This window comes from Acidovorax benzenivorans, assembly GCF_028680575.1.
Classification (GTDB): domain Bacteria; phylum Pseudomonadota; class Gammaproteobacteria; order Burkholderiales; family Burkholderiaceae_C; genus Acidovorax; species Acidovorax benzenivorans.
The window spans coordinates 1-24,335 of record NZ_JAPCKI010000016.1; the positions used below are offsets into that span (position 1 = coordinate 1).

Annotated in this window: 18 protein-coding genes and 1 pseudogene; 14 read left to right on the top strand and 5 right to left on the bottom strand. The window is 65.6% G+C overall.

The window, feature by feature from the left end:
* Positions 1-102: pseudogene (locus tag OIN59_RS20245) on the bottom strand (DUF4148 domain-containing protein); the annotation flags it as partial.
* Positions 103-630: 528 nt separating this feature from the next.
* Here OIN59_RS20245 and OIN59_RS20250 point away from each other — a divergent pair.
* From OIN59_RS20250 to OIN59_RS20265, 4 genes are all read left to right on the top strand, one after another.
* Positions 631-1,941: an HD-GYP domain-containing protein gene (locus tag OIN59_RS20250; RefSeq protein WP_274113236.1), complete on the top strand. Its 1,311-nt coding sequence runs from the start codon at positions 631-633 to the stop codon at positions 1,939-1,941.
* A gap of 223 nt (positions 1,942-2,164) precedes the next feature.
* On the top strand, positions 2,165-3,055 hold the full coding sequence (gene imuA / locus OIN59_RS20255) for a translesion DNA synthesis-associated protein ImuA (RefSeq protein ID WP_274113238.1): 891 nt from the start codon (positions 2,165-2,167) through the stop codon (positions 3,053-3,055).
* A complete protein-coding gene (locus tag OIN59_RS20260) occupies positions 3,018-4,610 on the top strand; it encodes a Y-family DNA polymerase (protein ID WP_274113240.1) in 1,593 nt (530 codons plus the stop codon). The genes imuA and OIN59_RS20260 overlap by 38 nt, the downstream gene beginning before the upstream one ends.
* 19 nt (positions 4,611-4,629) lie before the next feature.
* Positions 4,630-7,893 carry an error-prone DNA polymerase gene (locus tag OIN59_RS20265; protein ID WP_274113242.1) on the top strand — a complete coding sequence of 1,088 codons (3,264 nt, stop codon included), beginning with the start codon at positions 4,630-4,632 and terminating at the stop codon, positions 7,891-7,893.
* A gap of 116 nt (positions 7,894-8,009) precedes the next feature.
* On the opposite strand, the gene OIN59_RS20270 is transcribed toward OIN59_RS20265, so the two are convergent.
* The 3 genes from OIN59_RS20270 to OIN59_RS20280 all read right to left on the bottom strand — a co-directional run bounded on the left by OIN59_RS20270 (position 8,010) and on the right by OIN59_RS20280 (position 12,057).
* Positions 8,010-8,510: a chemotaxis protein CheW gene (locus OIN59_RS20270; protein ID WP_274113244.1), complete on the bottom strand. Its 501-nt coding sequence runs from the start codon at positions 8,508-8,510 to the stop codon at positions 8,010-8,012.
* A 67-nt stretch (positions 8,511-8,577) separates the two neighbouring features.
* Positions 8,578-10,332 carry a methyl-accepting chemotaxis protein gene (locus tag OIN59_RS20275; RefSeq protein WP_274113246.1) on the bottom strand — a complete coding sequence of 585 codons (1,755 nt, stop codon included), beginning with the start codon at positions 10,330-10,332 and terminating at the stop codon, positions 8,578-8,580.
* Between the two features lie 444 nt (positions 10,333-10,776).
* The gene (locus OIN59_RS20280; RefSeq protein WP_274113444.1) at positions 10,777-12,057 is read right to left on the bottom strand and encodes a lytic murein transglycosylase; all 1,281 of its coding nucleotides are present in this window, start codon (positions 12,055-12,057) and stop codon (positions 10,777-10,779) included.
* A 321-nt stretch (positions 12,058-12,378) separates the two neighbouring features.
* Between OIN59_RS20280 and sbcB the strand changes: the two genes are divergently transcribed.
* From sbcB to OIN59_RS20295, 3 genes are all read left to right on the top strand, one after another.
* Positions 12,379-13,827: an exodeoxyribonuclease I gene (gene sbcB / locus OIN59_RS20285; protein WP_274113248.1), complete on the top strand. Its 1,449-nt coding sequence runs from the start codon at positions 12,379-12,381 to the stop codon at positions 13,825-13,827.
* Positions 13,828-13,997: 170 nt separating this feature from the next.
* Positions 13,998-15,245 (top strand): cystathionine gamma-synthase family protein, encoded by a 1,248-nt coding sequence (locus OIN59_RS20290; RefSeq protein ID WP_274113250.1) that lies wholly within the window; start codon positions 13,998-14,000, stop codon positions 15,243-15,245.
* A gap of 51 nt (positions 15,246-15,296) precedes the next feature.
* Entirely contained in the window at positions 15,297-16,625 is a 1,329-nt protein-coding gene (locus tag OIN59_RS20295; RefSeq protein ID WP_274113252.1) for a protein kinase domain-containing protein, read from the top strand.
* Positions 16,626-16,688: 63 nt separating this feature from the next.
* On the opposite strand, the gene OIN59_RS20300 is transcribed toward OIN59_RS20295, so the two are convergent.
* Positions 16,689-17,918 carry a nucleoside recognition domain-containing protein gene (locus OIN59_RS20300; protein ID WP_274113254.1) on the bottom strand — a complete coding sequence of 410 codons (1,230 nt, stop codon included), beginning with the start codon at positions 17,916-17,918 and terminating at the stop codon, positions 16,689-16,691.
* A gap of 269 nt (positions 17,919-18,187) precedes the next feature.
* On the opposite strand from OIN59_RS20300, the gene OIN59_RS20305 reads away from it, so the two are divergent.
* The 7 genes from OIN59_RS20305 to OIN59_RS20335 all read left to right on the top strand — a co-directional run bounded on the left by OIN59_RS20305 (position 18,188) and on the right by OIN59_RS20335 (position 24,261).
* Positions 18,188-18,901 (top strand): YebC/PmpR family DNA-binding transcriptional regulator, encoded by a 714-nt coding sequence (locus OIN59_RS20305; RefSeq protein ID WP_274113256.1) that lies wholly within the window; start codon positions 18,188-18,190, stop codon positions 18,899-18,901.
* 84 nt (positions 18,902-18,985) lie between these two features.
* On the top strand, positions 18,986-19,282 hold the full coding sequence (locus OIN59_RS20310; protein ID WP_274113258.1) for a DnaJ domain-containing protein: 297 nt from the start codon (positions 18,986-18,988) through the stop codon (positions 19,280-19,282).
* Entirely contained in the window at positions 19,279-19,854 is a 576-nt protein-coding gene (locus OIN59_RS20315) for a hypothetical protein (RefSeq protein WP_274113260.1), read from the top strand. Before OIN59_RS20310 ends, OIN59_RS20315 begins: the two co-directional genes overlap by 4 nt.
* Positions 19,855-19,859: 5 nt before the next feature.
* Positions 19,860-20,621: a hypothetical protein gene (locus tag OIN59_RS20320; protein ID WP_274113262.1), complete on the top strand. Its 762-nt coding sequence runs from the start codon at positions 19,860-19,862 to the stop codon at positions 20,619-20,621.
* Positions 20,622-20,790: 169 nt separating this feature from the next.
* The gene (locus tag OIN59_RS20325; RefSeq protein WP_274113264.1) at positions 20,791-22,083 is read left to right on the top strand and encodes a hypothetical protein; all 1,293 of its coding nucleotides are present in this window, start codon (positions 20,791-20,793) and stop codon (positions 22,081-22,083) included.
* Between the two features lie 128 nt (positions 22,084-22,211).
* Positions 22,212-23,435, top strand: coding sequence for a GGDEF domain-containing protein (locus OIN59_RS20330; protein WP_274113266.1), 1,224 nt, complete (start codon positions 22,212-22,214; stop codon positions 23,433-23,435).
* Between the two features lie 166 nt (positions 23,436-23,601).
* Complete coding sequence (locus OIN59_RS20335; protein WP_274113268.1) at positions 23,602-24,261, top strand: DUF1569 domain-containing protein; 660 nt, start codon at positions 23,602-23,604, stop codon at positions 24,259-24,261.
* Positions 24,262-24,335 lie beyond the last annotated feature (74 nt).

A 24,335-nucleotide genomic window follows, 5' to 3' on the forward strand; every position in this document is an offset into this window, starting at 1 on the left:
CTTGGTGGCGAATTGCGAAGCATCGGCTTCGTCAGCCTGGGCACCAAAGGAAGCGAAAGCGGCGACAGCGGCGATAGACAGGAAACGTGCGGTGTTGTTCATGATGAAAATCCTTGAAGTTAAAAAAAGCGTCTCAAAAAAACCGGAGCAAAGAGCCAAAAACAAAGAAAACTGCTTCGGACCGGGTTCGGTGAGTCGCCTTGCGGGTTCGGCTCATCGATGGGTTGAACTGTACGCCGATGGGGTACAGAGAAAAACCACCGGGTCGCGAACTAACTGTTCCAGTATTGTGAACAATCATCGCGGAACTTTTCAGGGTTTACCCAAGCCTGACTGTCTCGGGTCACCCAAAAGCAGGCTGTAAACGCCATCGTTCCATGTAAACCCTGGTGCCAATTTGGGACAGTGACAGAGGGGTGACAAGGGGCTTTGGCCCCAGTCGGACGGGGCCGGACCAGGTCTGGCCTTGGGGCACTGGTGCAGACGGCACGTCCGGCTGTGACCACAGGCGCTTGCAGCAGCGCATGCCGCTTGATTTGAATCAAGATTGTGTGTCTGCATGGCGTAGTGCGCGTCAGAGCCCTGCAAGAGAACCTCCTATAGTGCGCAGTAACGATTTGTGTTGCTTGCATGACCGATATTCCTCTTTCAGCGGACGCTGATACCGCTGACAGCCCCCACTACCTGCGTGCGCTGACCGACATGGCCGACCGGCGCACGGTGGTTGCCGATGCCGCCATCTACACCGACAACGGCATCAAGCTGGTGGAGAAGGGGGCGCGCATCGACAGCCGCCTGTACGACCGCTTGGTGCAGCACAAGCTGCGCGAACCCATCGACCGCCATCTGTCCATCGAAAACCCCGTGGACGTGCCAGCACTGCTGGCCCTGGGCCAGACGCTGATCGAGCAGGAAACCCTGCCCGCCATGCTGGCCGAGGCCCTGGGTTCAGGTGCCCGGTTGTTGGCGCCCTTGCGTTCCCTGCCATTGCCTTCTGCCATGGCCTGCAAGCTCACTGTGATGCGCGATCAGCGGCCCGAGCTGTTCCAGCACAGCCTGGTGATGACCACCGTGGCGGTGTTTCTCGCCATCAAAAGTGGTCTGAGCGAGCGCGACTGCGCTACGGTGGCTGCCGCCGCGCTGCTGCACGACTTGGGCGTGTTGCACATGGACCCGGCCTGGGACGACCCTGGGCACAAGGTGGTGGGGGTGGGCCGCAAGCACTTGGTGGCCCATCCCATCTCGGCCATGCTCATGATCCGCGACACGCAGGCGTACCCACGCGCTGCCGAGGTGGCTGTGCTGGAGCACCACGAGCGCATGGACGGCAGCGGTTACCCGCGCGCCTTGGCGGGGGCCGACATCACGCCCATGGGGCGCATCCTGCTGCTGGCCGAAGTGGTGGCGGCGTTCTACGAGAAATACGACGACATGCCCGCGCAGCGGCTGTCGCTGGTGCTGCGGCTCAACCACCGCAAGTTTCCTTCTGCTCTGGTGGCATCCATCCTGCCGCTGCTGCAGGAAGAAGTGGCCCGCGAATCGGCCCTGATGCCCTTGGGCAACGATGCCCCACGCCAGATCGAGCTGCTGGCCCAAGCCTTTGCCTACTGGGATCAGCTCAAGGCGGCCTTGCCTCCCGACACGGCGGCCAAGGCCCCGGCAGGCTGTGCTTTTCGGTTTGCCGATTCCCGCCTCTTGGCGTTGCAAAAAGCCTTGATCGAAGCGGGCTCACACCCTCAACACCAGGAGGAATTGCTGGCGCAATTGCAAGGGGACGCCATTGGCATGGCCGAGGTCGCCCTGGTGGGGCGCGAGGCCTTGTGGCAGCTGCAAAGCATCCTGAACGCCAGCCACCGCCGCTGGCCCCAACTGCCGGACCGCGCCACGCCTGCCGATGCAGCGGTGGCGGATTGGTGCGACTGGGCGATGCGCACGCTATAGCGGTATCGACCCTGCCGGTGCGCTGGCTGCCCCTTCGGTGGCGCGCACTGGCTGGCGACGTTTGCTGGTGCTCATCAGCACTGCCTTGAACGCGTACGCCGTTCGCCAGCGTGCCCCGCCTTACACCGACCTCCTTGGTGGGGCTTCACCCGCTGGTTCCCCCATGCGTCAAAATACTGGTTATATTCACAGTATTCGTGTTGCCTGAACCTCTCCCACCACCATGCCTGCGCCACGCCCCATTTTGCGGGTTGCGTCTGATTTGCCCACCTCCGTGCCTGGGGTGTGGCATGCCGACGCGCTGGGTGCAGGCACACAGCGCGTGCTGCCAACGGGCCATGCCGCGCTGGACGCGCAGCTGCCGGGTGGCGGCTGGCCCGTGGGGGCCTTGAGCGAGGTGCTGCAGCCCTTGGCGGGTTTGCACGAATGGCAACTGGTGCTGCCCGCACTGGTGCAGGCCACGGCCAGGCAGAAGGGAGCGGTGGTACTGGTGGCGCCGCCGTGCGAGCCTTTTGGCCCGGCCCTGCAGTCGCAGGGTTTGCGGGCAGAGCGCGTGTGCGTGGTGCGGGCCGACTCTGCCATGGCGGCCTTGTGGGCGGCAGAGCAGGCGCTGCGCTGCCAGGGCGTGCTGGCCGTTATGGCCTGGCTGCCCCAAGCGCGGCCTGCCGCCCTGCGGCGGTTGCAATTGGCGGCGGCCCAGCAACAGCAATTGTTGTGGGTGTTTCGTTCGGTCGATGCCGCATGGCCAGCGTCGCAGGTGTCTCAGGCGTCGCCAGCCCTATTGCGGCTGCAGGTACAGGGGCTGACCCTGCCAGGGGATGCCGCGGCGGCCCCTGGCATACAGGTGCAGATCCTCAAGCGCCGGGGGCCTCCGCTGGCGCAGGCGATCCATCTGCCGGGCTGCCACCCCCAGCTGGCGCAGGTGCTGGTGGCACAGGCCGATCGGCGGCGCGCAGCACAAGAGGCGGCCAGTGCCCTGGTAGCGGGCCGCCAGGCTGCTGCGATGCGGGTGGCCGGGGCCTCCGGGGCCGTGCGGGCACGCAATGCGCCGGGGGGCAGACCAGAAGGGAGCAGGCATGCACTGGATCGCTCTGCCATTGCCTTGGTGCGATGAGGCCGCCGCCTCGGCGGGTACAGGCACGGAGAGAAGTACCGACGCGCTGAACGCCGCCGCAGGCTGGTGGGCCTTGCGTTTTACGCCGCGTGTGGCGCTGGCCGATGGCGAGGCGGTGTTGCTGGAGGTGTCCACCACTGAACGCCTGTGGGGCGGGCGCGAGGCGCTGCAGGCGCTGGTGCTGCAAGCCTGGGCCGACGCATCGGCCAGAGGTGTGGGGGATAGCGTTGCCAACCAACCCATCAACAATCCTGAAAAGCCTGTCAATCCCTGTGGATCGGCCACGGCCAAGGCTCTGTCGCCTGGGGCCCCGGCAGTGTGGGGCACGGGCCCCACGGCCCTGGTGGCCCAGGCCTGGCTGCGCATGGCGCTGGCAGGGCACCCCTGCCCACCGCAGGGCAGGGTAGAGAACCTGCCTTTGCACACGCTGGCGGCGCTGCGTCCGCATGTAGCCAGCCTGGAGCGCATGGGTTGCCGCACCTGGGGCACGCTGCGGGCGCTGCCGCGTGCGGGTGTGGCGCGGCGCTTGGGGGCCGGTGTGTTGCGGGTGCTGGACCAGGCCTTGGGCCATGCCCCCGAGGCCCATGCCTGGCTGCAACTGCCCGAGCAGTTTGTGTTGACCACCGAGCTGCCCGCACTGGCCGAGTCGGCCGACGCACTGCTGTGGAGCGCCAGCCGCTGCCTCACGGCCCTGCAAGCCTGGCTGCAGGCGCGCCAGCAGGGCGTGCTGGCGCTGGAGCTGGCCTGGCGCCACGACTTGCGGCGCATGGATGGCGTGGTGTTGCCCCCCACCCAGGCGCTGCAGGTGCGCACCGCCCAGGCCACCCACGACTTGGCGCACCTGCGGCGCTTGCTGGCCGAAAACCTGGCGCGCACCACGCTGGCAGCGCCGGTCAACCAGATCACGCTGCGGCTGCTTGACGCGGCTCCGCTGCCGCACCGCAGTGCCAGCCTGCTGCCCCCGGGGGATGTGGGGGGGCGTGACCTCGCAAGCCATGGCAGCGCCGATCCGGCAGATGCCCCAGGCGAGGCCCTGCACCAATTGCTGGAGCGCCTGTCGGCCCGCTTGGGCGCCGACCATGTGGTGGCCCCGGTGCTACTGGCCGACCACCGGCCCGAACGCATGCAGCAATGGCGCGCGGCTGCTGAAGTGCTGGGCGCGCCCTCGACTGCCACGCGTACACCCGCCAGTTCTGCGTCTGTGCGTGCGGACGATGCTTCGCAGGGCATCGCCCCGGATGCCCCCTTGTTGCCCACCTGGCTGCTGAACCCGCCGCCGCGGCTGGTTGTGCAGGGCAACCGCCCCTGCCACCACGGCCTGCTGCGCCTGCTGGCTGGGCCCCATCGGTTTGAGGCGGGCTGGTGGTCTGCCACCGACGACGCCGTGGACCCGGCACACCCCTGCGCGGGCCTGGCCTTGCGCGACTACTTTGTGGCCCACAACGACGTGGTGGGGCTGGTGTGGGTGTTTCGCGAGCGACTGGCGCCTGCGCTGGATGGCACGCAGGCGCCAGCGCGCCCCCACCGCTGGTTTCTGCACGGAATCTTTGGGTGAGCAGGCAGAGCGGTTGTCCATGGGCTTGACGCATCTACCCCCTCCACAGGCCGCTGCGGTGCCAGACCCCGCAGCGGGTGCCGCCGAGCTGCCGGGCTATGCCGAGCTGCATTGTCTGTCCAACTTCAGCTTTCAGCGGGGCGCATCGCACCCGAAAGAGCTGGTGGCGCGCGCAGCCAAGCTGGGCTACCAGGCGCTGGCGCTGACGGACGAATGCTCGGTGGCCGGGGTGGTGCGTGCCTGGGGGGCTGCCAAGGAATGGGGCCTGCACCTCATCGTGGGCAGCGAGTTTTTGTGGGGCGACCTGCGGCTGGTGGCGCTGGCGCGCGATGCAAAGGGCTGGGGCAACCTGTGCGAGTTCATCACCGCCGCCCGCGCCGCCGCGCCCAAGGGGCATTACCACGTGGGTACGGGCAGCCCCTGGCATTTGCTGCAGGGGTGCGAGCTGCTGCTGGCGCCATGTCGCCAGCACTTTGATGCTTCTGATTTTGTAGCTTTCAGCGCTTGTATAACGAGCGCTAGAGGCCAATTTGGCTCAAACTTTGATGCCCATCTGTGGTTGGCGGTAGAGCTGCACATGGCCCCTGACGACAGCCTGTGGCTGGCTACGCTGCAGCGCGTGGGCGCCGCGCTCAACCTGCCGCTGGTAGCTGCGGGCGATGTGCACATGCACGCCCGCTCGCGCAAGCCGCTGCAGGACGTGATCACGGCCGTGAAGCGGGGCTGCTCCGTGGCCGAGTGCGGCTTTGCGCTGCAGCCCAATGCCGAGCGCCACCTGCGCCAGCGCGTGCGGCTGGCGGGCATTTACCCGCCCCACCTGCTCGCGGCCACGCTCACCGTGGCTGGGCGCTGCACCTTCAGCCTGAGTGAGATCCAGTACCAGTACCCGCTGGAGACCGTGCCCCAGGGCATGACGCCGACCCAGGGTCTGGCCTGGCTGGTCGATGCCAACACGGCTGGCCTGTACCCCGACGGCGTGCCCGACGCGATCGCCGCGCAGATCCGCAAAGAGCTGGACTTGATCGCGCACTGCCGGTACGAGATGTACTTCCTGACCGTGTACGACATCGTGCGGTTTGCGCGCAGCGTGGGCATCCTGTGCCAGGGGCGCGGCTCGGCGGCCAACTCGGTGGTCTGCTACGTGCTGGGTATCACGGCGGTGGACCCCAAGGACTCCCATCTGCTGTTCGAGCGCTTCATCAGCAAGGAGCGCAGCGAGCCGCCCGACATCGACGTGGACTTTGAGCACGACCGGCGCGAAGAGGTCATCCAGTACATCTACGACAAATACGGCCGCGACCGCGCCGCCATCGCGGCCGTGGTCACCTGCTACCGCACGCGCAGCGCCCTGCGCGACGTGGGCAAGGCCCTGGGCGTGGCGCCCGCGCTGGTCGATGCATTTGCCAAAGACCACCACTGGTTTGACGAGACCTTCGCCACCGACCGCCTGCAAGAGCTGGCGCAAAGCCTGGGCACGCCCTTGCACCGGCACACCGCCCGGCTGTGGATGGAGCTGGCCGCCGACCTGAAAGACTTTCCGCGCCACCTGAGCCAGCATGTGGGCGGCTTCGTGCTCACCCAGGGCAAGCTCACGCGGCTGGTGCCGGTGGAGCCCGCCAGCATGGAGCACCGCTCCGTCATCCAGTGGGACAAGGACGACCTCGATGAGATGAACCTGCTCAAGGTCGATGTGCTGGCGCTGGGCATGCTCAGCGCACTGCGCCGCTGCCTCAACCTGCGTGCAGCCCTGCGCGGTGAGCGCTGGGGCCTGAAAGAGATCCCAAGCGACGACCCCGCCACCTACGACATGATCTGCGCTGCCGACACCGTGGGCGTGTTCCAGATCGAAAGCCGCGCCCAGATGAGCATGCTGCCCCGCCTGCAGCCGCGCCAGTTCTACGACCTGGTGGTCGAGGTCGCCATCGTGCGGCCCGGGCCCATCCAGGGCGGCATGGTGCACCCGTACCTGCAGGCGCGCGAGCGCCGACGCCAGGGCCTGCCCCTGGAGCTGGAGAAGCCCGAGCTGGAAGACGCGCTGGCGCGCACGCTGGGTATCCCCATCTTTCAGGAACAGGTGATGCAGATCGCCATGATCGCGGCGGACTTCACGCCCGGCATGGCCGACGACCTGCGCCGCTCCATGGCCGCCTGGAAGCGCAAGGGCGGCGTGCACCGCTTTGAAGAGCCTCTCAAGCAAGGCATGAAAGACCGGGGCTACCCGGCCGAATTTGCCGACCGCATCTTCCAGCAGATGTTGGGCTTTGGCGAATACGGTTTTCCCGAAAGCCACGCCCACAGCTTTGCGTTGCTGGCCTATGCCAGCAGCTGGCTCAAATGCCACGAGCCCGCATGCTTTTTGGCAGCGCTGCTCAACTCGTTGCCCATGGGTTTTTACAGCGCCTCGCAACTGGTGCAAGACGCCCGCCGCCACGGCGTGCGCGTGTTGCCCATCGACGTGACTGTGAGCGATATCGACTGCACGCTGGAGGGCGACCCCGAGCCACTGCGCCCCGCGCGCGGCCTGGGCGCACCGCCGCTGCCCCAGCCCGCCGTGCGCCTGGGCCTGCGGCTGGTGGGCAGTCTGCAGCGCGAGGCTGCCAAGCGCCTGCTGCAAGCCCGCGCCACAGGCCCAGCCTTTGCCAGCACCGAAGACCTGGCCCTGCGTGCGCAACTGAGCCAGCAAGACCTGCAGGCCCTGGCCGCCGCCGACGCCCTGGCCAGCCTGTCGGGCCACCGCCGCCAGCAGATGTGGGACGCCGCCGCCCAGCACAACGCGCCGCCCCTGTGGCGCGACGTGCCCGTGCACGAGGCACCGCTGCAACTGCCCGAGGCCCCCGAGGGTGAAGAAATTTTGTTCGACTACGCCGCCACCGGCCTCACCCTGCGCCGCCACCCATTGGCCCTGCTGCGCCCCCGCCTGGCCCGCTGGCGCCTGCAAACCGCGCTGCAACTGCACAGCGCCGCCCACGGCCGCAAGGTGCGCGCCTGCGGCATCGTCACCGTGCGCCAGCGCCCCGGCACGGCCAAGGGCACCATGTTTGTCACGCTGGAGGACGAAACCGGCCCCGTCAACGTCATCGTCTGGCCCGCCATGGTCGATGTGTGGCGCAATGCGCTGCTGCGGTCACAGCTGCTGGCGGTGGAAGGCGTGTGGCAATGCAGTGCCGGCCCACCCGGTGGCAATGCCGTGGTGCGCCACCTGGTGGCCCAGCGTTTCAAGGACCTGACACCACTGCTGGGCCGCATGGGGCAGGCGCTGCAGGGGAGCCGGGATTTTCATTGAGGGGGAGTTCTCTGGCTATCGCGGGGATGTGCAACGCAGCATGGCGCCGATTCGCGGCATCTTGACTTGCTTGCCAGATAGCTGTCGCGCAAGCGAGATTGCGCGCCAGGTCAATGTCAATGGGCTGTGATGGCCATTTTGTCGAACACGGTATCCGCTAAAAATTTCTCGATGTCCAGCAAAATGAGCATGCGCTCGTCCACCGAGCCGATCGCCAGCAGATGCTCGCGGTCGAAATTCGAGTCGAGCGCAGGCACAGGGCGTAGTTGTGAAGGCTCCAGCGTGAGCACATCCGACACGCTATCCACCACGGCCCCGACTACACGTTGGCCAATACTCAGCACGATCACCACGGTCAGGTGGTTGTACTGAATTTCTGCCACGCCCAGCTTGATGCGCAGATCGATGATGGGGACGATCACACCGCGCAGGTTCATCACACCCTTGACGTGCTCGGGAGCATTGGCGATGGTGGTGGGCTTTTCGTAAGAGCGGATTTCCTGCACGCGCAGGATGTCCACGCCGTATTCCTCGTTCGCAATCTTGAACGCCAGAAATTCTCGAATCTGGGTCAGCGCCCCTGCGCTGGCCGAGGATGCTGCGAAGGAAGAAGGCATGTTTGTGGCAGCGTTGATCATCGGATTCCTCAACTAGATAGATATGGTTAGCCAGTCGGACCACTTATCAGAAGTTCTCCCACTCGCCGCCCTCAGCAGCGGCCGAGGCTGCGGCAGGTTTGCTGCTGGACATGCCGATTTTCTGACCGGCCTTCTGACCGGTTGTCTTTGCAACCAAAGGGCGCACTGCAGGCGCCGGTACTGAGCGTGCAGTAGTCGTAGACGTATGCGTGGCAAATGCGCTGGTGGGGCGGGCTGTGTTGTGGGCACCATCACTTCCGAGCTTGAACACAGCCACCGCCTGTTGCAGTTGCTGCGCCTGCGTATTCAAACTACTGGCAGCCGCCGCGCTCTCCTCAACCAGCGCCGCATTTTGCTGTGTCACTTGGTCCATTTGCGACACCGCCTCGCCCACTTGGGCAACGCCTTGGCTCTGTTCATTGCTGGCGGCACTCACCTCTCCAATCAGGTCCGTCACACGGCGAATGGCGGCAACCACCTCGGTCATGGTCGTGCCCGCTTGGTCCACCAAGGACGTGCCCCGTTCCACCTCGGTAACACTGTTGTCAATCAGTGCCTTGATGTCCTTGGCCGCACTGGCGCTGCGCTGGGCCAGGTTGCGCACTTCACTGGCCACCACGGCAAAACCGCGCCCCTGCTCACCAGCCCGTGCTGCCTCTACCGCAGCGTTCAGCGCCAGGATGTTGGTTTGGAACGCAATGCCATCGATCACGCTGATGATGTCTGCGATTTTCTTGGAGCTTTCGTTGATAACCCTCATGGTGTTGACCACATGGCCTACCACCTCGCCGCCTTGTACCGCGACGGTCGAGGCGTTCACGGCCAGCTGATTGGCCTGGCGGGCGCTGTCAGCGTTTTGCTTGACGGTGCTGGCAAGCTCTTCCATGGAGGCTGCCGTCTCTTCCAGCGCACTGGCTTGCTGCTCGGTGCGGCTGGACAGGTCTGAATTGCCCTGCGCAATCTCGGAGCTGGCCGTGGCCACCCCGTCAGCCCCGCTGCGCACTGTGGCGACCACGCCCGTCAGTGCTTTTTGCATCGCGCTCATGGCGGCCATGACACTGACTTCGTCGCCGCTGCGGGCATGCAGCTCCACGCTCAAGTCACCACTTGCCACGCGCTGGGCGGCATCGGCCAGCTCTGCGGGCTCCGCACCCAGGGCCTTGGACAGGTCACGCACAATGATCCAACCCACCAACAGACTTAGCACCAGCATGACTGCCCCCAGGGTTGCGATCAGCAACATGGAGCTGGCTGCAGATTTGGTAGCCTCACCCGCCAATTTGTCTGCGATCTCCTTTTGCAAGGCGCGCGAATCTTCCACCGCCTTGAAGACCACGTTCTGCAGTGAGCGAACCTCACCGATCAGCAGAGCCCCTGCGGCAGCCTTGTCGCCTTGCTCTGCCATTTCTATCGCACGGTCTATGGCTTTGTTGTAGGGGCCACGATTTTGCTGAATGACCTCAAGGTATTCCTTGCCTTTGGGCAAAGTGACGGTCTTGTCCAGTATTTGCAGGAGCTCGTTATTGGCTTTGCGCAGCTCTGCGATCTTCTGTTTTTCTTGGGTGCGGAACGCAGGGTCGTCAGAAATCAGGATGTTTCGAGCGTAGCGCCCGATGGCATTCAGATTGTCCTTGAGGTCTGTGAACTCAGCCACTTTGAGCATGCGGTTCTCAGAGACCTCGCGCAAATCTTGGACGATGGACCGCATATTCAGCGAGCCGACCACCGCGATCACGATGCCGATCAGTGTCAGCAATCCAAAGCCCAGAATCAGGCGGGTAGAGACTTTCAAGCGGTTCATGCGGTCCTCTCTTTACATCCAAGTGAGAAGAGCCTGCTGGGCTGGGTGACACCCATGGCAGAAGCCAGCAGAACTCAACGGGCTGACAAACGAAACTTCTTGCGACTCCCTGACCCTTCATTGCAACGGGTATCAGCACACAAGGCAACAGGTCATTTCATTTTTATGAATTATTAGATAAAAATGATAAATAAGACAGGCGAAACATGCTGAATTTGTCATATTTATTTTTTTAAGCCTGTTAGCGATCTCCCAGGGGCGTGCCCCCGCCAAGCCTGTTGCCCGAAGGGTTGGGGTGAAATCGGGTGATTGCACGCAGCGCAGTGCCTCGGCGTGGCCTACGGGCGAGTCGATGCCAAAGTCCGCTATGCCTTGCGCCACGCGCTGTGTCGGGTGACGCCCTGGCTGTTGTCGTTGATCACGCGCCAGCGCGTGCTGGGAGGCTCAAGGCGCCTGCAGCTTCTGCAACAGCTCCAGCGTCGGATACCCATCAGTCACCACGCCCAGGCTGCGCTGGTAGCCGCGCAGTCCTGCGCGGGTGGCGGGGCCCATCACGCCGTCGGGGGTGCCTGCCGCAAAGCCCTTGCGGTTCAGGGCCTCTTGCAGTGCCTGCAACTGCGCGCGGGACAGGGGCTCGATGTCGCGGGGCCAGGGGGTTGCCAAGGGGTTGCCCCCGTCGATCTGGCGCGCGAGCAGGGCCACGCCCAGCGCGTAGTTCACCGAGTTGTTGTAACGCAGGATGGTGCGGAAGTTGTTGCCCACCAAAAACGCCGGGCCCCGCGCGCCTGCGGGGGTGACGATGGAGGCTGCCGCCAGGTCGGGCAGCGGGGCACCGTCCAAGGCGCGTACCCCTTCGTCCTGCCACTGGGCGGTGGTCTGGCGCACGGCGGGGTCGGCGCGTGCATGGTCGAAGGTGGGGGGCAACTGCACTTCGGCCCCCCAGGTTTCGCGGGCCTGCCAGCCAGACCGGGCCAGGAAGTGCGCGGTGGACGCCGTCACATCCGGCACGCTGCCCCAGATGTCGCGGTGCCCGTCGCCGTCGGCATCAATCGCGTAGGCCAGGAACACCGAGGGCAGGAACTGCGTGTGCCCCATGGCCCCGGCCCACGATCCGATCATGCGGTCGGCGGCGATGTCGCCCTGGTCAATGATGCGCAGGGCCGCCAGCAGCTCGGTCTGCGCCCAGGCGCGGCGGCGGCCTTCGTAGGCCAGGGTGGCCAGTGCATCCACCGTGCGGAAGGTGCCAAAGTTGCTGCCGTAGTTGCTCTCCATGCCCCAGATGGCGGTGATGACGCTGGCCGGCACGCCATAGCGGGCTGCTGCGGCCTGCAGCGCAGTGCTGTTCGCCACCAATTGGGCCTGGCCCTGGGCGATGCGCTGTGGGGAGACTGCGCTGTCCAGGTACGCCCACGGGGTGCGGGTGAACTCGGGCTGGGCCCGGTCCAGCTCCACCACGCGGGGCAGCCACTGTGCCTGGCCCAGCACATCGCGCACGGTGGCGGGGCGGATGCCGGCCTCCAGCGCCTGGGCAGAAAAGGTGGCGAGCCATTGGGCAAAACCGGCCGTGTGGTCGGCATCGGGGCTGGTTGGTGGCTGTGCGGGTGCCGCCATGGGCGATGCGGTGGGCGCTGGGGTCGTTGAGGTGGCTACCGTGGACCTTGTCACGGGCGAAGGATTGGTACTGGGGGCCGACGCGCAGCCCGCAAGGGTCAGGGCGGCGGCCATAGCGACCCAGGCAGTCCGTGCGGGGGCGTGGGCGCGTGAGGAGGCTGAGGGCAGGGCGGGGCTTTGCCCGCCGGGGCAAGAGGATGCAATGGAGCTGGGCATGCGCCATTGTCCCGCGAGGCTGCACCTGCACAGGGCACGAATGTGCATCAGTCCGTATAGAGGGTGTGTTTACTATGTTTTTGATAGCTGCTGGCGCATATTCTACTTGCGCTAGAGGCCAAAAACACTGAAAAATGCGGTTACAGTGGCGGCTTATTCGCCACCAGCTCCCGCCGATTGCGCGTGAGCCAACGCCTGCCCCCTGTTAGCCTACCGACCATGGCGCCCCACACCTTTCTCTGGCACGACTACGAAACCTTTGGCGCCAACACGCGCCGCGACCGGCCTGCGCAGTTTGCGGCCATCCGCACCGATGCGGAGCTGAACGAAATCGGCGAGCCGCTGATGTTGTATTGCCAGCCCGCCAACGACTATCTGCCCGACCCGATGTCGTGTCTCATCACCGGCATCACGCCCCAGCAGTGCCTGGAGCAGGGTGTGCCCGAGCACCAGTTTGCCGCGCGCATCGAGTCCGAGTTTGCGCAGCCCGGCACGATAGGCGTGGGCTACAACACCATCCGGTTCGACGACGAGATCACGCGCTTCATGTTCTGGCGCAACCTCATCGACCCGTATGCGCGCGAGTGGCAAAACCAGTGCGGCCGCTGGGACCTGCTGGACGTGGTGCGCATGACCTATGCGCTGCGGCCCGACGGCATCCACTGGCCCAAGAAGGAAGACGGCGTGACCCCCAGCTTCAAGCTGGAGCACCTGTCCAAGGCCAACGGCCTGCAACACGAGGCCGCGCACGATGCGCTGTCGGACGTGCGCGCCACCATTGCGCTGGCGCGGCTGATCCGCCAGCACAACGCCAAGCTGTTTGACTTTGCACTCAGCCTGCACAAGAAGGACCGCGTGGCCGCCGAACTGCGGCTGCCCGCCACCACGGCCACGGCGCGGGCCTTTTTGCATGTCTCGGGCATGTTCCCCACCGAGCGTGGCTGCCTGGCCGTGATGTGGCCGCTGGCCAGCCACCCCACCAACAAGAACGAGCTGATCGCCTGGGACCTGGCCCACGACCCGCGCGAGCTGGCCGCGCTGAACGTGGATGAGATCCGCCTGCGCATGTTCACCCGCTCGGCCGACCTGCCCGAGGGCGTCACGCGCCTGCCCATCAAAACCATCCACCTGAACAAGTCGCCCATGGTGGTCGGCAATGTGAACACGCTCACGCCCGCGCTGGCGCAGCGCTGGGGCATTGACTTGGCCCAGGCCGCGCAGCATGCTGAGGTGGCGCGCGCGCTGCCCGACATGAGCGGCATCTGGCCCGCGGTGTTCGCCCGCCCGCAAGAGCCCGCACCGGATGTGGACCAGGACCTGTACGGTGGTTTTGTCGGCAACAACGACCGGCGTTTGTTGAACGACCTGCGCACCATGAGCGGTGACAAGCTGGCCAAGGCGCGTGCGAACTTTGACGACCCGCGCCTGGACGAGCTGTTGTGGCGCTATCGGGCGCGCAACTTTCCGCAGACGCTGTCGCTCGAGGAGCAGGAACGCTGGGAGGCGCACCGCGCAGCCTGCCTGTTCGACGGGCAGGGCGGGGCGCGCACGGTAGAGCAGTTGTTCACCGAAATCGATACCCTGTCAGAGACCGCCGACGATGAGCGGACGCAGGACATCCTGGGCGCCTTGTACGATTACGCCGAACACATCGCACCTGAACGGTAGCCATCGAGAGAAGCCCCCCTGAGGCGCTGCGCGCCTTTCCCCTTGAGGGGGGACGCACCCGGTGGCCTGGCAGAGCCAGTTCCACGGGTGCGCTGGCGTTAAGGGCGCGCCGGAATTTATCGTCTTGCCTTGCACGTAGACCAGTAGAAACAGAGCAGCCGCAGATTTTTATGACGACACCGCAGAACCACAGTTTCACCACCCAGATCGTGCACGCCGACCGCCTGGCTGGCGCCGAGCAGGGGGCCATCCACCAGCCCATCCACACCTCGGTGCAGTACGGCTACAACAAGGTCGAAGACCTGATCGCCGTCTTCCAGGGCACGGCCAAGGGCGGCTTCAACTACGCGCGCCAGGGCACGCCCACCACGGCGGCGCTGGAGGCCAAGATCACGCAGATGGAGCGCGGGCGCGGCTCCATCGTGTTCTCCACCGGCATGGCGGGCATCTGCGCGGTGTTCCTCACGCTGCTCAAGGCGGGCGACCACCTGGTGGCCAGCCAGTTTGTGTTTGGCAACACCAACAGCGTGTTGGGCACGCTGGCCGACCTGGGCATCGAAGTGACCACGGTGGACGTGACCGACGCGGCCAATGTGGCCGCTGCGCTGCGCCTCAACACCCGCATGGTGTTTGTCGAGACCATTGCCAACCCCGGCACGCAGATCCCGGACCTGGAAGGCATTGGCGCGCTGTGCCAGCAGCGCGGCGTGCTGTACGTGGTGGACAACACCGTAGCCTCGCCCTACCTGTTCCGCGCGGCCACCGTGGGGGCAGGCCTGGTGGTCAACTCGCTCACCAAGAGCATTGGCGGGCAGGGCGATGCGCTGGGCGGCGCCATCACCGACACGGGGCTGTACGACTGGTCGGGCTACCCCAACATCTTTGCGGCCTACCGCAAGGGCGACGCCAAGGGCTGGGGGCTACAGCAGCTGCGCAAAAAGGGGCTGCGCGACATGGGCGGCACGTTGTCGTCCCATGCCGCCCACCAACTGGCGCTGGGCGCGGAGACCCTGTCGCTGCGCATGGACCGCACCAGTGCCACCGCCCTGGCGCTGGCGCAGTGGCTTCAGAAGCATCCGGCCGTCTCGCGCGTGCTGTACCCCATGCTGCCCTCGCACCCGCAGCACGCCTTTGCGCGCAAGCACCTCAAGGCGGGCTCGTGGCTGCTGTCGTTCGAGCTGCGCAACCCCGACCAGTGCCTGCCCGTGTGCAACCGCCTGCAGCTGCCCATCAAGGCCACAGGCCTGGCCGACACGCGCACGCTGATCATCCCGGTGGCGCACACCATCTTCTGGGAGGCCGGCCCTGCCGTGCGGGCCACCATGGGCATTGCCGACAGCATGATCCGCCTGTCGGTGGGCCTGGAAGAGGTGGAAGACCTGCTGGCCGACTTTGAGCAGGCGCTTGCCGGAGCGTGAACCTGGGCCTGCACACCCTTTGAACCGCCCACCCTGACCGGGAGTTCCACCATGGCCACCGCCACCTCTGCACCGCCCGCCACCATCGGCAAGTACCGCATCGAGCGTGAACTGGGCCGGGGCGCCAGTGGCATCGTGTTCCTGGGGCTGGACGGCTTTCGGGGCCGCAAGGTGGCTATCAAGCAGACCCACGCGCACCTGCTGAAGGTGCCCGAGCAGGCCGAGCGCTACCGCAAGCTGCTGCGCAACGAGGCCGCGCTGTCGGGCCGGCTACGCCACCCCAACATCGTGCGCCTGCTCGACGCCGATGAAGAAGCGCTGCCGCCCTATCTGGTGCTCGAATACGTGGACGGCCAGCCGCTGTCCGACTTTGCGACGCCCGACACCTTGCTGCCCGTGCCCCAGGTGCTGGACATTGCCTTCAAGTGCTGCAACGCGCTCGAATACGCCTACCGCGAGGGCCTGGTGCACCGCGACATCAAGCCCGCCAACCTGATGCTGGCGCGCGGCGGCGATGTGAAGCTGACCGACTTTGGCGCCGCCTTGTCGTTGCGCAGCGATGCCACGCAGCTGTCCGGCCTGGTGGGGTCGCCGTCGTATATGTCGCCCGAACAAGTGCGCGAACAGGACCTCACCCACCACAGCGACATGTTTTCGCTGGCCGTGGTGGTGTACGAGCTGCTCACCGGTCGCCGCCCGTTTGATGGCGACACCGACTTCGCCACGCTCTACAAGATCAGCAACGAGGCGCCCACACCGCCCAGCCTGCTGCGCGCGGCGCTGCCTGCGCATGTGGACGAAGTGCTGTTGCGCGCGCTGGCCAAGCAGCCCGCCGACCGTTTTGCCACCTGGGCCGACTTTGCCCAAGCGCTGCTGGCGGCGCACCGGGGCCTGCCCCGCCAGAAGTCGCAAGACACCGAGGCCGAGCGCTTTGCCCGCCTGCGGGTGCTGCCGTTTTTTGCCGACTTTCACGACGTCGCGCTGTGGGAGCTGATGCGCCTGGGCAGCTGGCGCCGCCTGGAGCAGGGCACGGTGCTGATGCGCGAGAACACGCCGGGCGACTCGTTTTGTATCCTCATCGAAGGCCAGGTGGCCGTCAGCCGCCAGGGCTGGAACCTCAGCACGCTGGGCCCCGGCGTCACCCTGGGCGAGATGACCTACCTGCGCCCCGACAACCGCATCCGCACAGCCACAGCCGTGGCCGAAACCGAGGTGCTGGTACTCAAGGTGCGCAACCCCGCGTTGCGCGAGGCGTCGGAGGACTTGCAGTCGCGGTTTGACAAGGCCTTCATCAAGCTGCTGGTAGGGCGGCTGATTGCCACCAACGAGCAACTGGCCGAGTGGGAGCTGGTGGCTGCGCCTGGGCCTGCCCTCGGTTGATACCTTGATTGCTACTTAATTGATAGCTGCTTGGGTATATTCCATCAGCGCTATCGGTCAATTTCATCCAAAAAACCGGTAGCACACCACAATGGCGGCCACCACGCCCGCCAGTTCGGCCAGCAAGGCACAGCCCACGGCGTGCCGTGCACGCTGAATGCCCACGGCGCCAAAGTACACCGCCAGCACATAAAACGTGGTTTCGGTGCTGCCCTGGATGGTGGCGGCTGCCAGGGCGGCAAAGCTGTCCACGCCCTGGGTCTGCATGGTTTCAATCAGCATGGCGCGTGCCGCGCTGCCTGAAAACGGCTTGACCAGGGCGGTGGGCAGCGCGTCCACAAACCGGGCGTCTGCGCCTAGCGTGGTGACGCACCAGCGGATGCCGTCCAGCACATAGCCCAGCGCGCCCGAGGCGCGGAACACGCCCACCGCGCACAACATGGCCACCAGGTAGGGCAGCAGGCCCTTGGCCACGTCAAAGCCTTCGCGCGCGCCCTCGATGAAAGCCTCGTACACCGGCACCTTGCGCCAGGCCCCCAGGGCCACAAACAACACGACCAGCGCAAACAGCGTGAGGTTGCCCAGCAGCGACGACAGCGAGGCCAGGGCCGCCGCGCTGAGCGTGGTGAGCAGCGCCATGAAGCCGCCCAGCACCAGCGCCACGGGCAGCAGGTAGGCCAGCACCACGGGGCTCCACAGCGGCAGGCGCTGCACCACGGCCACGCTGAGCAGTCCCACCAGGGTGGACGCCGATGTGGCCAGCAGAATGGGCAAAAAGACCAGCGTCGGGTCGGGCGCGCCCTGCTGCATGCGGTACATGAAGATCGTGACCGGCAGCAGCGTGAGCGACGACGCGTTGAGCACCAAAAACAGGATCTGCGCGTTGGTGGCGGTATCGGGCTCCGGGTTCAGCTCTTGCAAGGCCTTCATGGCCTTCAGGCCCATGGGCGTGGCCGCGTTGTCCAGCCCCAAGGCGTTGGCAGCAAAGTTCAGCGTCATCAGGCCCAGGGCGGGGTGGCCTCGGGGCACGCCCGGCATCAGGCGCTGGAACAGCGGGGCCAGCCAGCGGGCCAGGGCATCGACCAATCCCGCTCTTTCGGCAATCCGCAAAAAACCCAGCCACAGCGTGAGCGTGCCAAACAGCAGCACCATCACCTCGACCGACAGCTTGGCCATGGCAAACAGCGCCTCGACCATGGCCGCAAAAATCTGGGCGTTGCCGCCCACCAGCCATTGGGCCAGCGCGGCCACCGCCGCCGTGAGGAAAAAGCCCAGCCACAGGGTGTTGAGCATCAGTGCACCGGGGAGAAGGCAAGAGAAAGGGCTTTGCGCATGTTGCCGAGGTTAACTGCCCTGCGGCGCATGGGTGGTTTGGAGCGTGGCGGGAGGGCAACGAAACTGCCAGTGGTGGTCAGTGGTACCCTACAGGGTTCGGTCCGGAGTTGCGCAGCCACCTTCTGGTGGGCTGTTTGGTGGGCTTTTGATCCTCCTGCACGGCCGCAGCAACTCCCACACACGGCGCCCTGGCGCGCCGCATTCACACCAAGGAAAAGAGATCCATCATGGGCGCGCAGTGGAAAGCAAAAGGCAAGGCACAGGTGGCCGACGCCAAGGGCAAGCTGTTTGGCAAGCTGGTCAAGGAAATCACCGTGGCCGCACGCGGCGGCGCCGACCCGGCCAGCAATGCACGCCTGCGCCTGGTGGTGGAGCAGGCTCGCAAGGCCTCCATGCCCAAGGACACGCTGGAGCGTGCCATCAAGAAGGGCTCCGGCACTGGCGCCGACGCGGTGAACTACGAACGCGTGATCTACGAAGGTTTTGCCCCCCATCAGGTGGCCGTGATGGTTGAATGCCTGACCGACAACGTGAACCGCACGGCCCCCGAGATGCGTGTGCTGTTCCGCAAGGGCCAGCTGGGCACCTCAGGCTCGGTGGCCTGGGACTTCAACCATGTCGGCATGATCGAAGCCGAACCCGCCACCCCCGACGCGGACCCCGAGCTGGCCGCCATCGAAGCTGGTGCGCAAGACTTTGAAGCGGGCGACGAAGAGGGCACCACCACCTTCTGGACCGACCCCACCGACCTCGACCTGGTCAGCCGCGCGCTGCCCGCCAACGGCTTCACGGTGCTGTCGGCCAAGCTGGGTTACAAGCCCAAGAACCCGGTGAACCCTGCCAACCTGACGGCTGAGCAATTGGAGGAGGTCGAGAACTTCTTGGCGGCCATCGATTCGAACGACGACGTGCAAAACGTGTTTGTGAGCCTGGGTGGCTGACGCGGGTGCGCTGGTGCAGGCACCGGTGCTGAAGACGGCGCTGCGGATGGCACCCCTGGCTTTGACGGACGAACCCACTGTTTCATGACTGCTGACCACTACGCAGCCCTCGGGCTGGCGGCCAACGCGTCGCTGGCGGACATCAAGAAGGCTTTTCGCCAGAAGGCCTCGTTCTACCACCCCGACCGCAACACGGCCCACGACGCCGCACAGCGTTTTGCCGAGGTGCAAAAGGCTTACGAGGTGCTGTCTGACGACGACGCCCGCCAGGCCTATGACGACAACCGCCGCCGCAACCTGCTGGACGACCCGCTGCAGACTGCCCAGGAGATCTGGCAGGCCTACCGCGCACGCATTCTTTCTCATCCTTCTGCCCTGTGAAACTTTCTCCCTATTTTTATGACCTGCGCTCGGCCTACCAGGCTGAGCTGGACGATCTGGTGTCCGACTCCGAGGGCAACGACGTTCTGCGCAAGCGCCTGGCCGAAAAGCGCAACGAGATGGCGTTTTTGGTGCAGATGATGGAACTGGCCCCTGAAATGGTGGCTGTGGTCTTTCACCGGGGCTTCCGCTTTACCAAACCGGCTGCAATGGAGCACCTACTGGGCTTGCCGGTGAACGAGCTGCCCGACTGGCACAGCCTGACCCACGCCGTGGCGTTGGAGCCCTGGGCAATGAGTCTGGCCCAGACCGTGTTGCGCGAGCCCCAGGGCGCACGTTTTCTGACGGTGGCTGCCGGCCTGGAATACCTGCAACAGCACGCGCGCCTGGCTCCGGCCGCAGCGTCGCATGCCGACAGCGATGCCGAGGACGATGGTGAAGATGCCGCCGAGCACGACGACGACTACAACGCCTTGAGCGCCGATGACGCGGTGGACCCGCAAAACAGCCGCAGCCGCGAAGAGTCCAGCGCCAACTGGCTGGCCGATGTGGGCTTTGAGCGCAAGGAATGACGACCATGAGCAGCAGTAACCAACACCTCGCCCTCATCACCAAGACCACCAGCCTCATCGCCGCCGGTGACATCGTGGGCGCCGAGTCGGCGCTGGCCGAACTGGCCGACAGCGATGGCGACGGCGCGCTGATGGTGGTGCTGGACCAGCTGGCGCCCAAGGACATCCTGGCCGTGATGCGCGAGTACGACGACTCCAAGGCCTCGGTGGTGAACATGCTGGTCACGCCCGAGCAGTTTGCCCGCGCCATGGTGCTGGAAAAGCAGTACAAGGACCTCACCCACACCCACCTTCGCAACATGGTCAACGCCGTGGTGTTCCGTGACGATGCCGACCCGGTGGAGTTCCTCACCGCGATTGGCGACCTGGAGGGGGGCGCCGAGGCTCTGGCCAACTACTTTGCCGAAAAGTGGAGCCGTATCGAGGCATTCGCCCGCACCGGCACCTTTGACGCGACTGAAGACTACGGCCTCACGCTGAGCGACGACGAACTGCTGGCCTCGGGCTATGTGCAGCCGCGCATCGACCTCGATGAGGTGGCCGACCGCGACTGGATGCAGATGGCCTGGCTGCTGCGTTATGAGTGCCGCGACCTGTTCATCGAGATGCTGCTGGTGCTGCGCGCCAAGGCCCGCGCGTTTGACCTGGGGCTGGAAGAGGGCGACGAGACGGCCGAAGAAGACGATGGCAAGTTCGAGACCAGCGAAACCGACCGGGGCAAGGCCACGCCGGCCGCACGTGCTTCTGACGAAGAGTCTGCAATTTAGTGAACAACCCCCTGAGGCGCTTCGCGCCTTCCCCCTTCTCTCGAATGGCTGTGCCATTCGGGAAGGGGGACACCGCCAGCGCGGCGGGGCGGCCCTTGCGCGGCGGTCCTGGTATGGGCCGCGCCAGTTTCATAGCCCATGAGCAGCGCGAAGCGCGATAGATTCAGACATGACCGTGCCTCCCACGCCTTCCTCAATTTCTGCACCAGTCGCTACTGCCAATGCCCTGCAACTCCACGACGCGCGCCCTTTCTTTGAAAAGGCGCTGGTCTACGGCGTGCAGCACGGCCTGATTGACGCGGACCGGCTGGCGGCCATCAATGCCGATGCGCCCAAGGGCATGGTGCAGATCGCGCGTTACTTTGGCAGCGAGTTTCTGCGCCCAGAACTGGAGAAGGCGCGGGACCGCATGGTCAACCTGATCAGCCTGTACCTGCTGGAGACCACGGACGGTGATCTGGCCAAGGCGGCGGTGTCGCTGCGCGACCACTCCTTTTTGTCGCGCTCCAAGGGCGGCTCGGACATGCTCAAGCGCCTGATCGCCATGCCCGAGAGCAGCAACTTTGGCATGGGCGGCTATGCCGATGCCGAGACCCCGCTGCTGGCTGCCTGGTCGCTGCGCAGCCATGCCGACTACCGCGCAGAGCTGGCCCGGCGCAGCCACATTGCCCAAGCCATCGCCGCCGCAGAGTGGCTGGCCGCGCAGTACGACCTGGACACGGACGAGCTGGAGACCGCCGGTGCCGACGCTGAGGCCGTGATCCGCACAGGGCTGCTGATGCAGGCGCTGAACCCCAAGGCCATGGTGGCAGGCGAATGGCCCAGTGCCCCCGCGTTTGAAAAGCTGGTGACCGCCCTGCGCAAAAAGAAGCCCGCCCTGCCCACCGCACTGCGTTTGCCATCGGGTGTGCCAGCAGAGTTGCGCGACGTGCTGCAAGCTCAGTGCGCCACGGTGCTGGCCGACTTGCCTAAGCTGCTGCAGTCCTCTGCGCCGCTGCGCACCCTGTTGCGCCCCATGGGGGCCTTCAGGGCGCGTTACTTCTTGCTGGACGACCCATTGGCCGAAGTGGACAACTTTCACCGCAGCCTGGATGTGTTGGAGGATGACGACGAGCCTCCACAGTCCGCCAGCAAGACATGGACCAAGGCGACTGCAGGCAATGACGACGAGCATTCGCTGCTCACGCTGTTCTTGTGCCTCGCTGCTGGCGCGCCCAAGAAGACACTGCTCACCGAGAAAACCGCCGCCAGCCTGGTGCGCAAGATCCGCAAGTCCGGCCTGCAGCCCGAGCTGGCGTCTGACTTCATCCGCAGCCATGCAGCGGGTGCGTTCCAGCAGGACTACCTTGCGCTGTGGACTGCATTCGTGCAGGACGCCCAAGCTACACTGCTGAGCGACCGCGACTACCAGATGCACGATGCTCTGGCCCTGCTGCGGCGCGAATGCCACGTGGGAGACTGACCAAACCGTTCTTCCTTCCATACGACGGATGGCCCGCAGAACGCACCGCGTTCCAAGGCCCTCGCATTGCGCCACACAGATTGCTTACCTGCCTTGCGGCCATTGCGCAGACAAAGTCCAACACCACCGTGCACAGCCCCACCCTCGTCATCGTAGCGGCCATTCTTGCAGCGCTGGTTACCGCCGTGCTGTCTGCCGTGTGGTTCTTCAACAGGAACATCCCGGGGCTGCGCTTGTGGGCGCTGGCATTGTTCTGCACCACTGTGTTTTGCGTCAACCTGTTGCTGCGCGACTTTGTCCCGCTGTTGCCCTCGGTGTTGTTGGCGCAGGGTTCCATCGCGTTGACGGCCTACCTGTGCCTGCTGGGTGCGCGTGAATACGTGGGGCGAGCGCCGCTGCGACACGGCGTGGCTGCAGGCGCCATGGTGTTGCTGCTGGTGACGGTGGCGTATTTCACCGTGGTGCAGCCCCACCTGGAGGTGCGTTTTGTGCTGTCGGGGCTGGTGCCTGGCGTGTGTTTTTTGATCGCAGCGCACTCCATGGCCAAGGGCGGCTTTCGCAAGGTGCCGGCCCGGTATCTGTTTGCGGGCACGTTGGGTGTGCATGGCGCGTTTTTGCTGGTGCGGCCCTTGTTGTTCAAGCTGGCCACGCCCGCCGATGCATCGCAGCCCGAGGCGGGCATAGTTGCTGCGCTGTCGCAGTTTGTGGTGCTGGAGTCCACCATGGCGCTGGTGCTGGTGGCGTTTGGTGCGTTGATGCTCGCCAATGAGTTCATCACCAACGAACTGCGCCACCTGGCTGAGATAGACCCACTGACCAATGTGTTCAACCGCCGTGCCTTTCTCACCTTGCTGGACAAGGCCATCAGCAATGCCCAGCGCACGCAGACGGCGTTGCCCGTGCTGGTGATGGACCTGGACCACTTCAAGAAGATCAACGACAGCTGGGGCCACCGTGCGGGTGACGATGTGTTGCGGCATTTTGTGATGCTGGCCCAACGCTGCCTGCGCAAGGAAGACGTGATGGGCCGCCTGGGAGGCGAGGAGTTCGCCATCTTCTTGCCCAATGCGGGGGCCGGTGGCGCCATTGCGGTGGCCGAGCGCCTGCGCGCCATGGTGGAGGCGCACCCTGTGGCGACCGAGCCGCGCAGCATCGCGCTCACGGTGAGTGTCGGCGTCACCCTGTGCTCGGGCAGCGAGTCGGCGGGCACGGCCTTGCAGCGCGCGGACGAGGCCATGTACCTGGCCAAGGGGCGGGGGCGCAACCGGGTGGAAATGGCGGCGGCGCCCGCAGCGCCCTTGGCCCCAGTTGTTCCCACAACGCCTGCCACGCCAACGACCCTGGCGGCGTAGAGGCAGCCGCGCGCCGGTGAGACCCTTGGCCCCGGTGCGCCTTGCGCCATCGTGGGCTGTGTCGGCTGCCCGACCCTGGCGATGGCAACAGGTGGTCACAAAGCGGCACCTGCGCGGCACAATCGCCACTTTCACCCCACCCACGGTGACGCGAGCAGACAACCCCATGGCAGTTCCACCCCCATCTGGCGCCCCCAACGCCGCCACACCCGCCGCCACGCACCCCACAGGTGCCCATCCCGTGCCCTCTGCTCCGCCTGCAGCGCCTGGCCGAAGGGTGTTTCTGGCCACCGGCGCCGGGGCGGCTCTCGTTGCGGCTGGTGCCGCCGGTTATTTTTTGCACCAGCCGGGCAATGACAGGCAGCTGGTGTTCGCCACCCTGCACGATGCGATGCGCGAGGCCGAGCGGCTGAACGCAGCCTCTGTCCATGCGCTGGAGCCTGCCACGGCCTGGACCTGGGCACAGACGGTGGTGCATTGCGCACAGAGCATTGAATATTCGCTGCAAGGTTTTCCGTCGCCCAAGTCTGCGCTGTTCCAGAGCACCCTGGGGGCTGCGGCTTTCAAGGTGTTTGCCCTGCGTGGCCGCATGAGCCACAACCTGGCGGAGCCTATTCCGGGTGCTCCGTCGCTGGACGCGCAGGCCACGGACGCCTCTGTCGCCATGGCCCGGCTGCGCCAGGCGGTGCAGGATTTTGCGGTTCACACCGGTGCACTGCAGCCTCACTTTGCCTACGGCGCCTTGGGCCGGGCGCAGTACGAGCAAGCGCATGCCATGCACTTGGCGAATCATCTGTCGGCCTTTGACGGGCGCGCTCAGGGCTGACACCGTGCCCTGCTGGGTCTGCTCGGCGGGCCTCGCAACGTCTGCCATTGCCGTGCGCAATTGCGGTCAAATTG

Coding starts and splice junctions, on each gene's coding strand:
- OIN59_RS20250 (WP_274113236.1), top strand. CDS start 631: ATGACCGATATTCCTCTTTCAGCGGACGCTGATACCGCTGACAGCCCC.
- imuA (WP_274113238.1), top strand. CDS start 2,165: ATGCCTGCGCCACGCCCCATTTTGCGGGTTGCGTCTGATTTGCCCACC.
- OIN59_RS20260 (WP_274113240.1), top strand. CDS start 3,018: ATGCACTGGATCGCTCTGCCATTGCCTTGGTGCGATGAGGCCGCCGCC.
- OIN59_RS20265 (WP_274113242.1), top strand. CDS start 4,630: ATGGGCTTGACGCATCTACCCCCTCCACAGGCCGCTGCGGTGCCAGAC.
- OIN59_RS20270 (WP_274113244.1), bottom strand. CDS start 8,510: ATGCCTTCTTCCTTCGCAGCATCCTCGGCCAGCGCAGGGGCGCTGACC.
- OIN59_RS20275 (WP_274113246.1), bottom strand. CDS start 10,332: ATGAACCGCTTGAAAGTCTCTACCCGCCTGATTCTGGGCTTTGGATTG.
- OIN59_RS20280 (WP_274113444.1), bottom strand. CDS start 12,057: ATGGCCGCCGCCCTGACCCTTGCGGGCTGCGCGTCGGCCCCCAGTACC.
- sbcB (WP_274113248.1), top strand. CDS start 12,379: ATGGCGCCCCACACCTTTCTCTGGCACGACTACGAAACCTTTGGCGCC.
- OIN59_RS20290 (WP_274113250.1), top strand. CDS start 13,998: ATGACGACACCGCAGAACCACAGTTTCACCACCCAGATCGTGCACGCC.
- OIN59_RS20295 (WP_274113252.1), top strand. CDS start 15,297: ATGGCCACCGCCACCTCTGCACCGCCCGCCACCATCGGCAAGTACCGC.
- OIN59_RS20300 (WP_274113254.1), bottom strand. CDS start 17,918: ATGCTCAACACCCTGTGGCTGGGCTTTTTCCTCACGGCGGCGGTGGCC.
- OIN59_RS20305 (WP_274113256.1), top strand. CDS start 18,188: ATGGGCGCGCAGTGGAAAGCAAAAGGCAAGGCACAGGTGGCCGACGCC.
- OIN59_RS20310 (WP_274113258.1), top strand. CDS start 18,986: ATGACTGCTGACCACTACGCAGCCCTCGGGCTGGCGGCCAACGCGTCG.
- OIN59_RS20320 (WP_274113262.1), top strand. CDS start 19,860: ATGAGCAGCAGTAACCAACACCTCGCCCTCATCACCAAGACCACCAGC.
- OIN59_RS20325 (WP_274113264.1), top strand. CDS start 20,791: ATGACCGTGCCTCCCACGCCTTCCTCAATTTCTGCACCAGTCGCTACT.
- OIN59_RS20335 (WP_274113268.1), top strand. CDS start 23,602: ATGGCAGTTCCACCCCCATCTGGCGCCCCCAACGCCGCCACACCCGCC.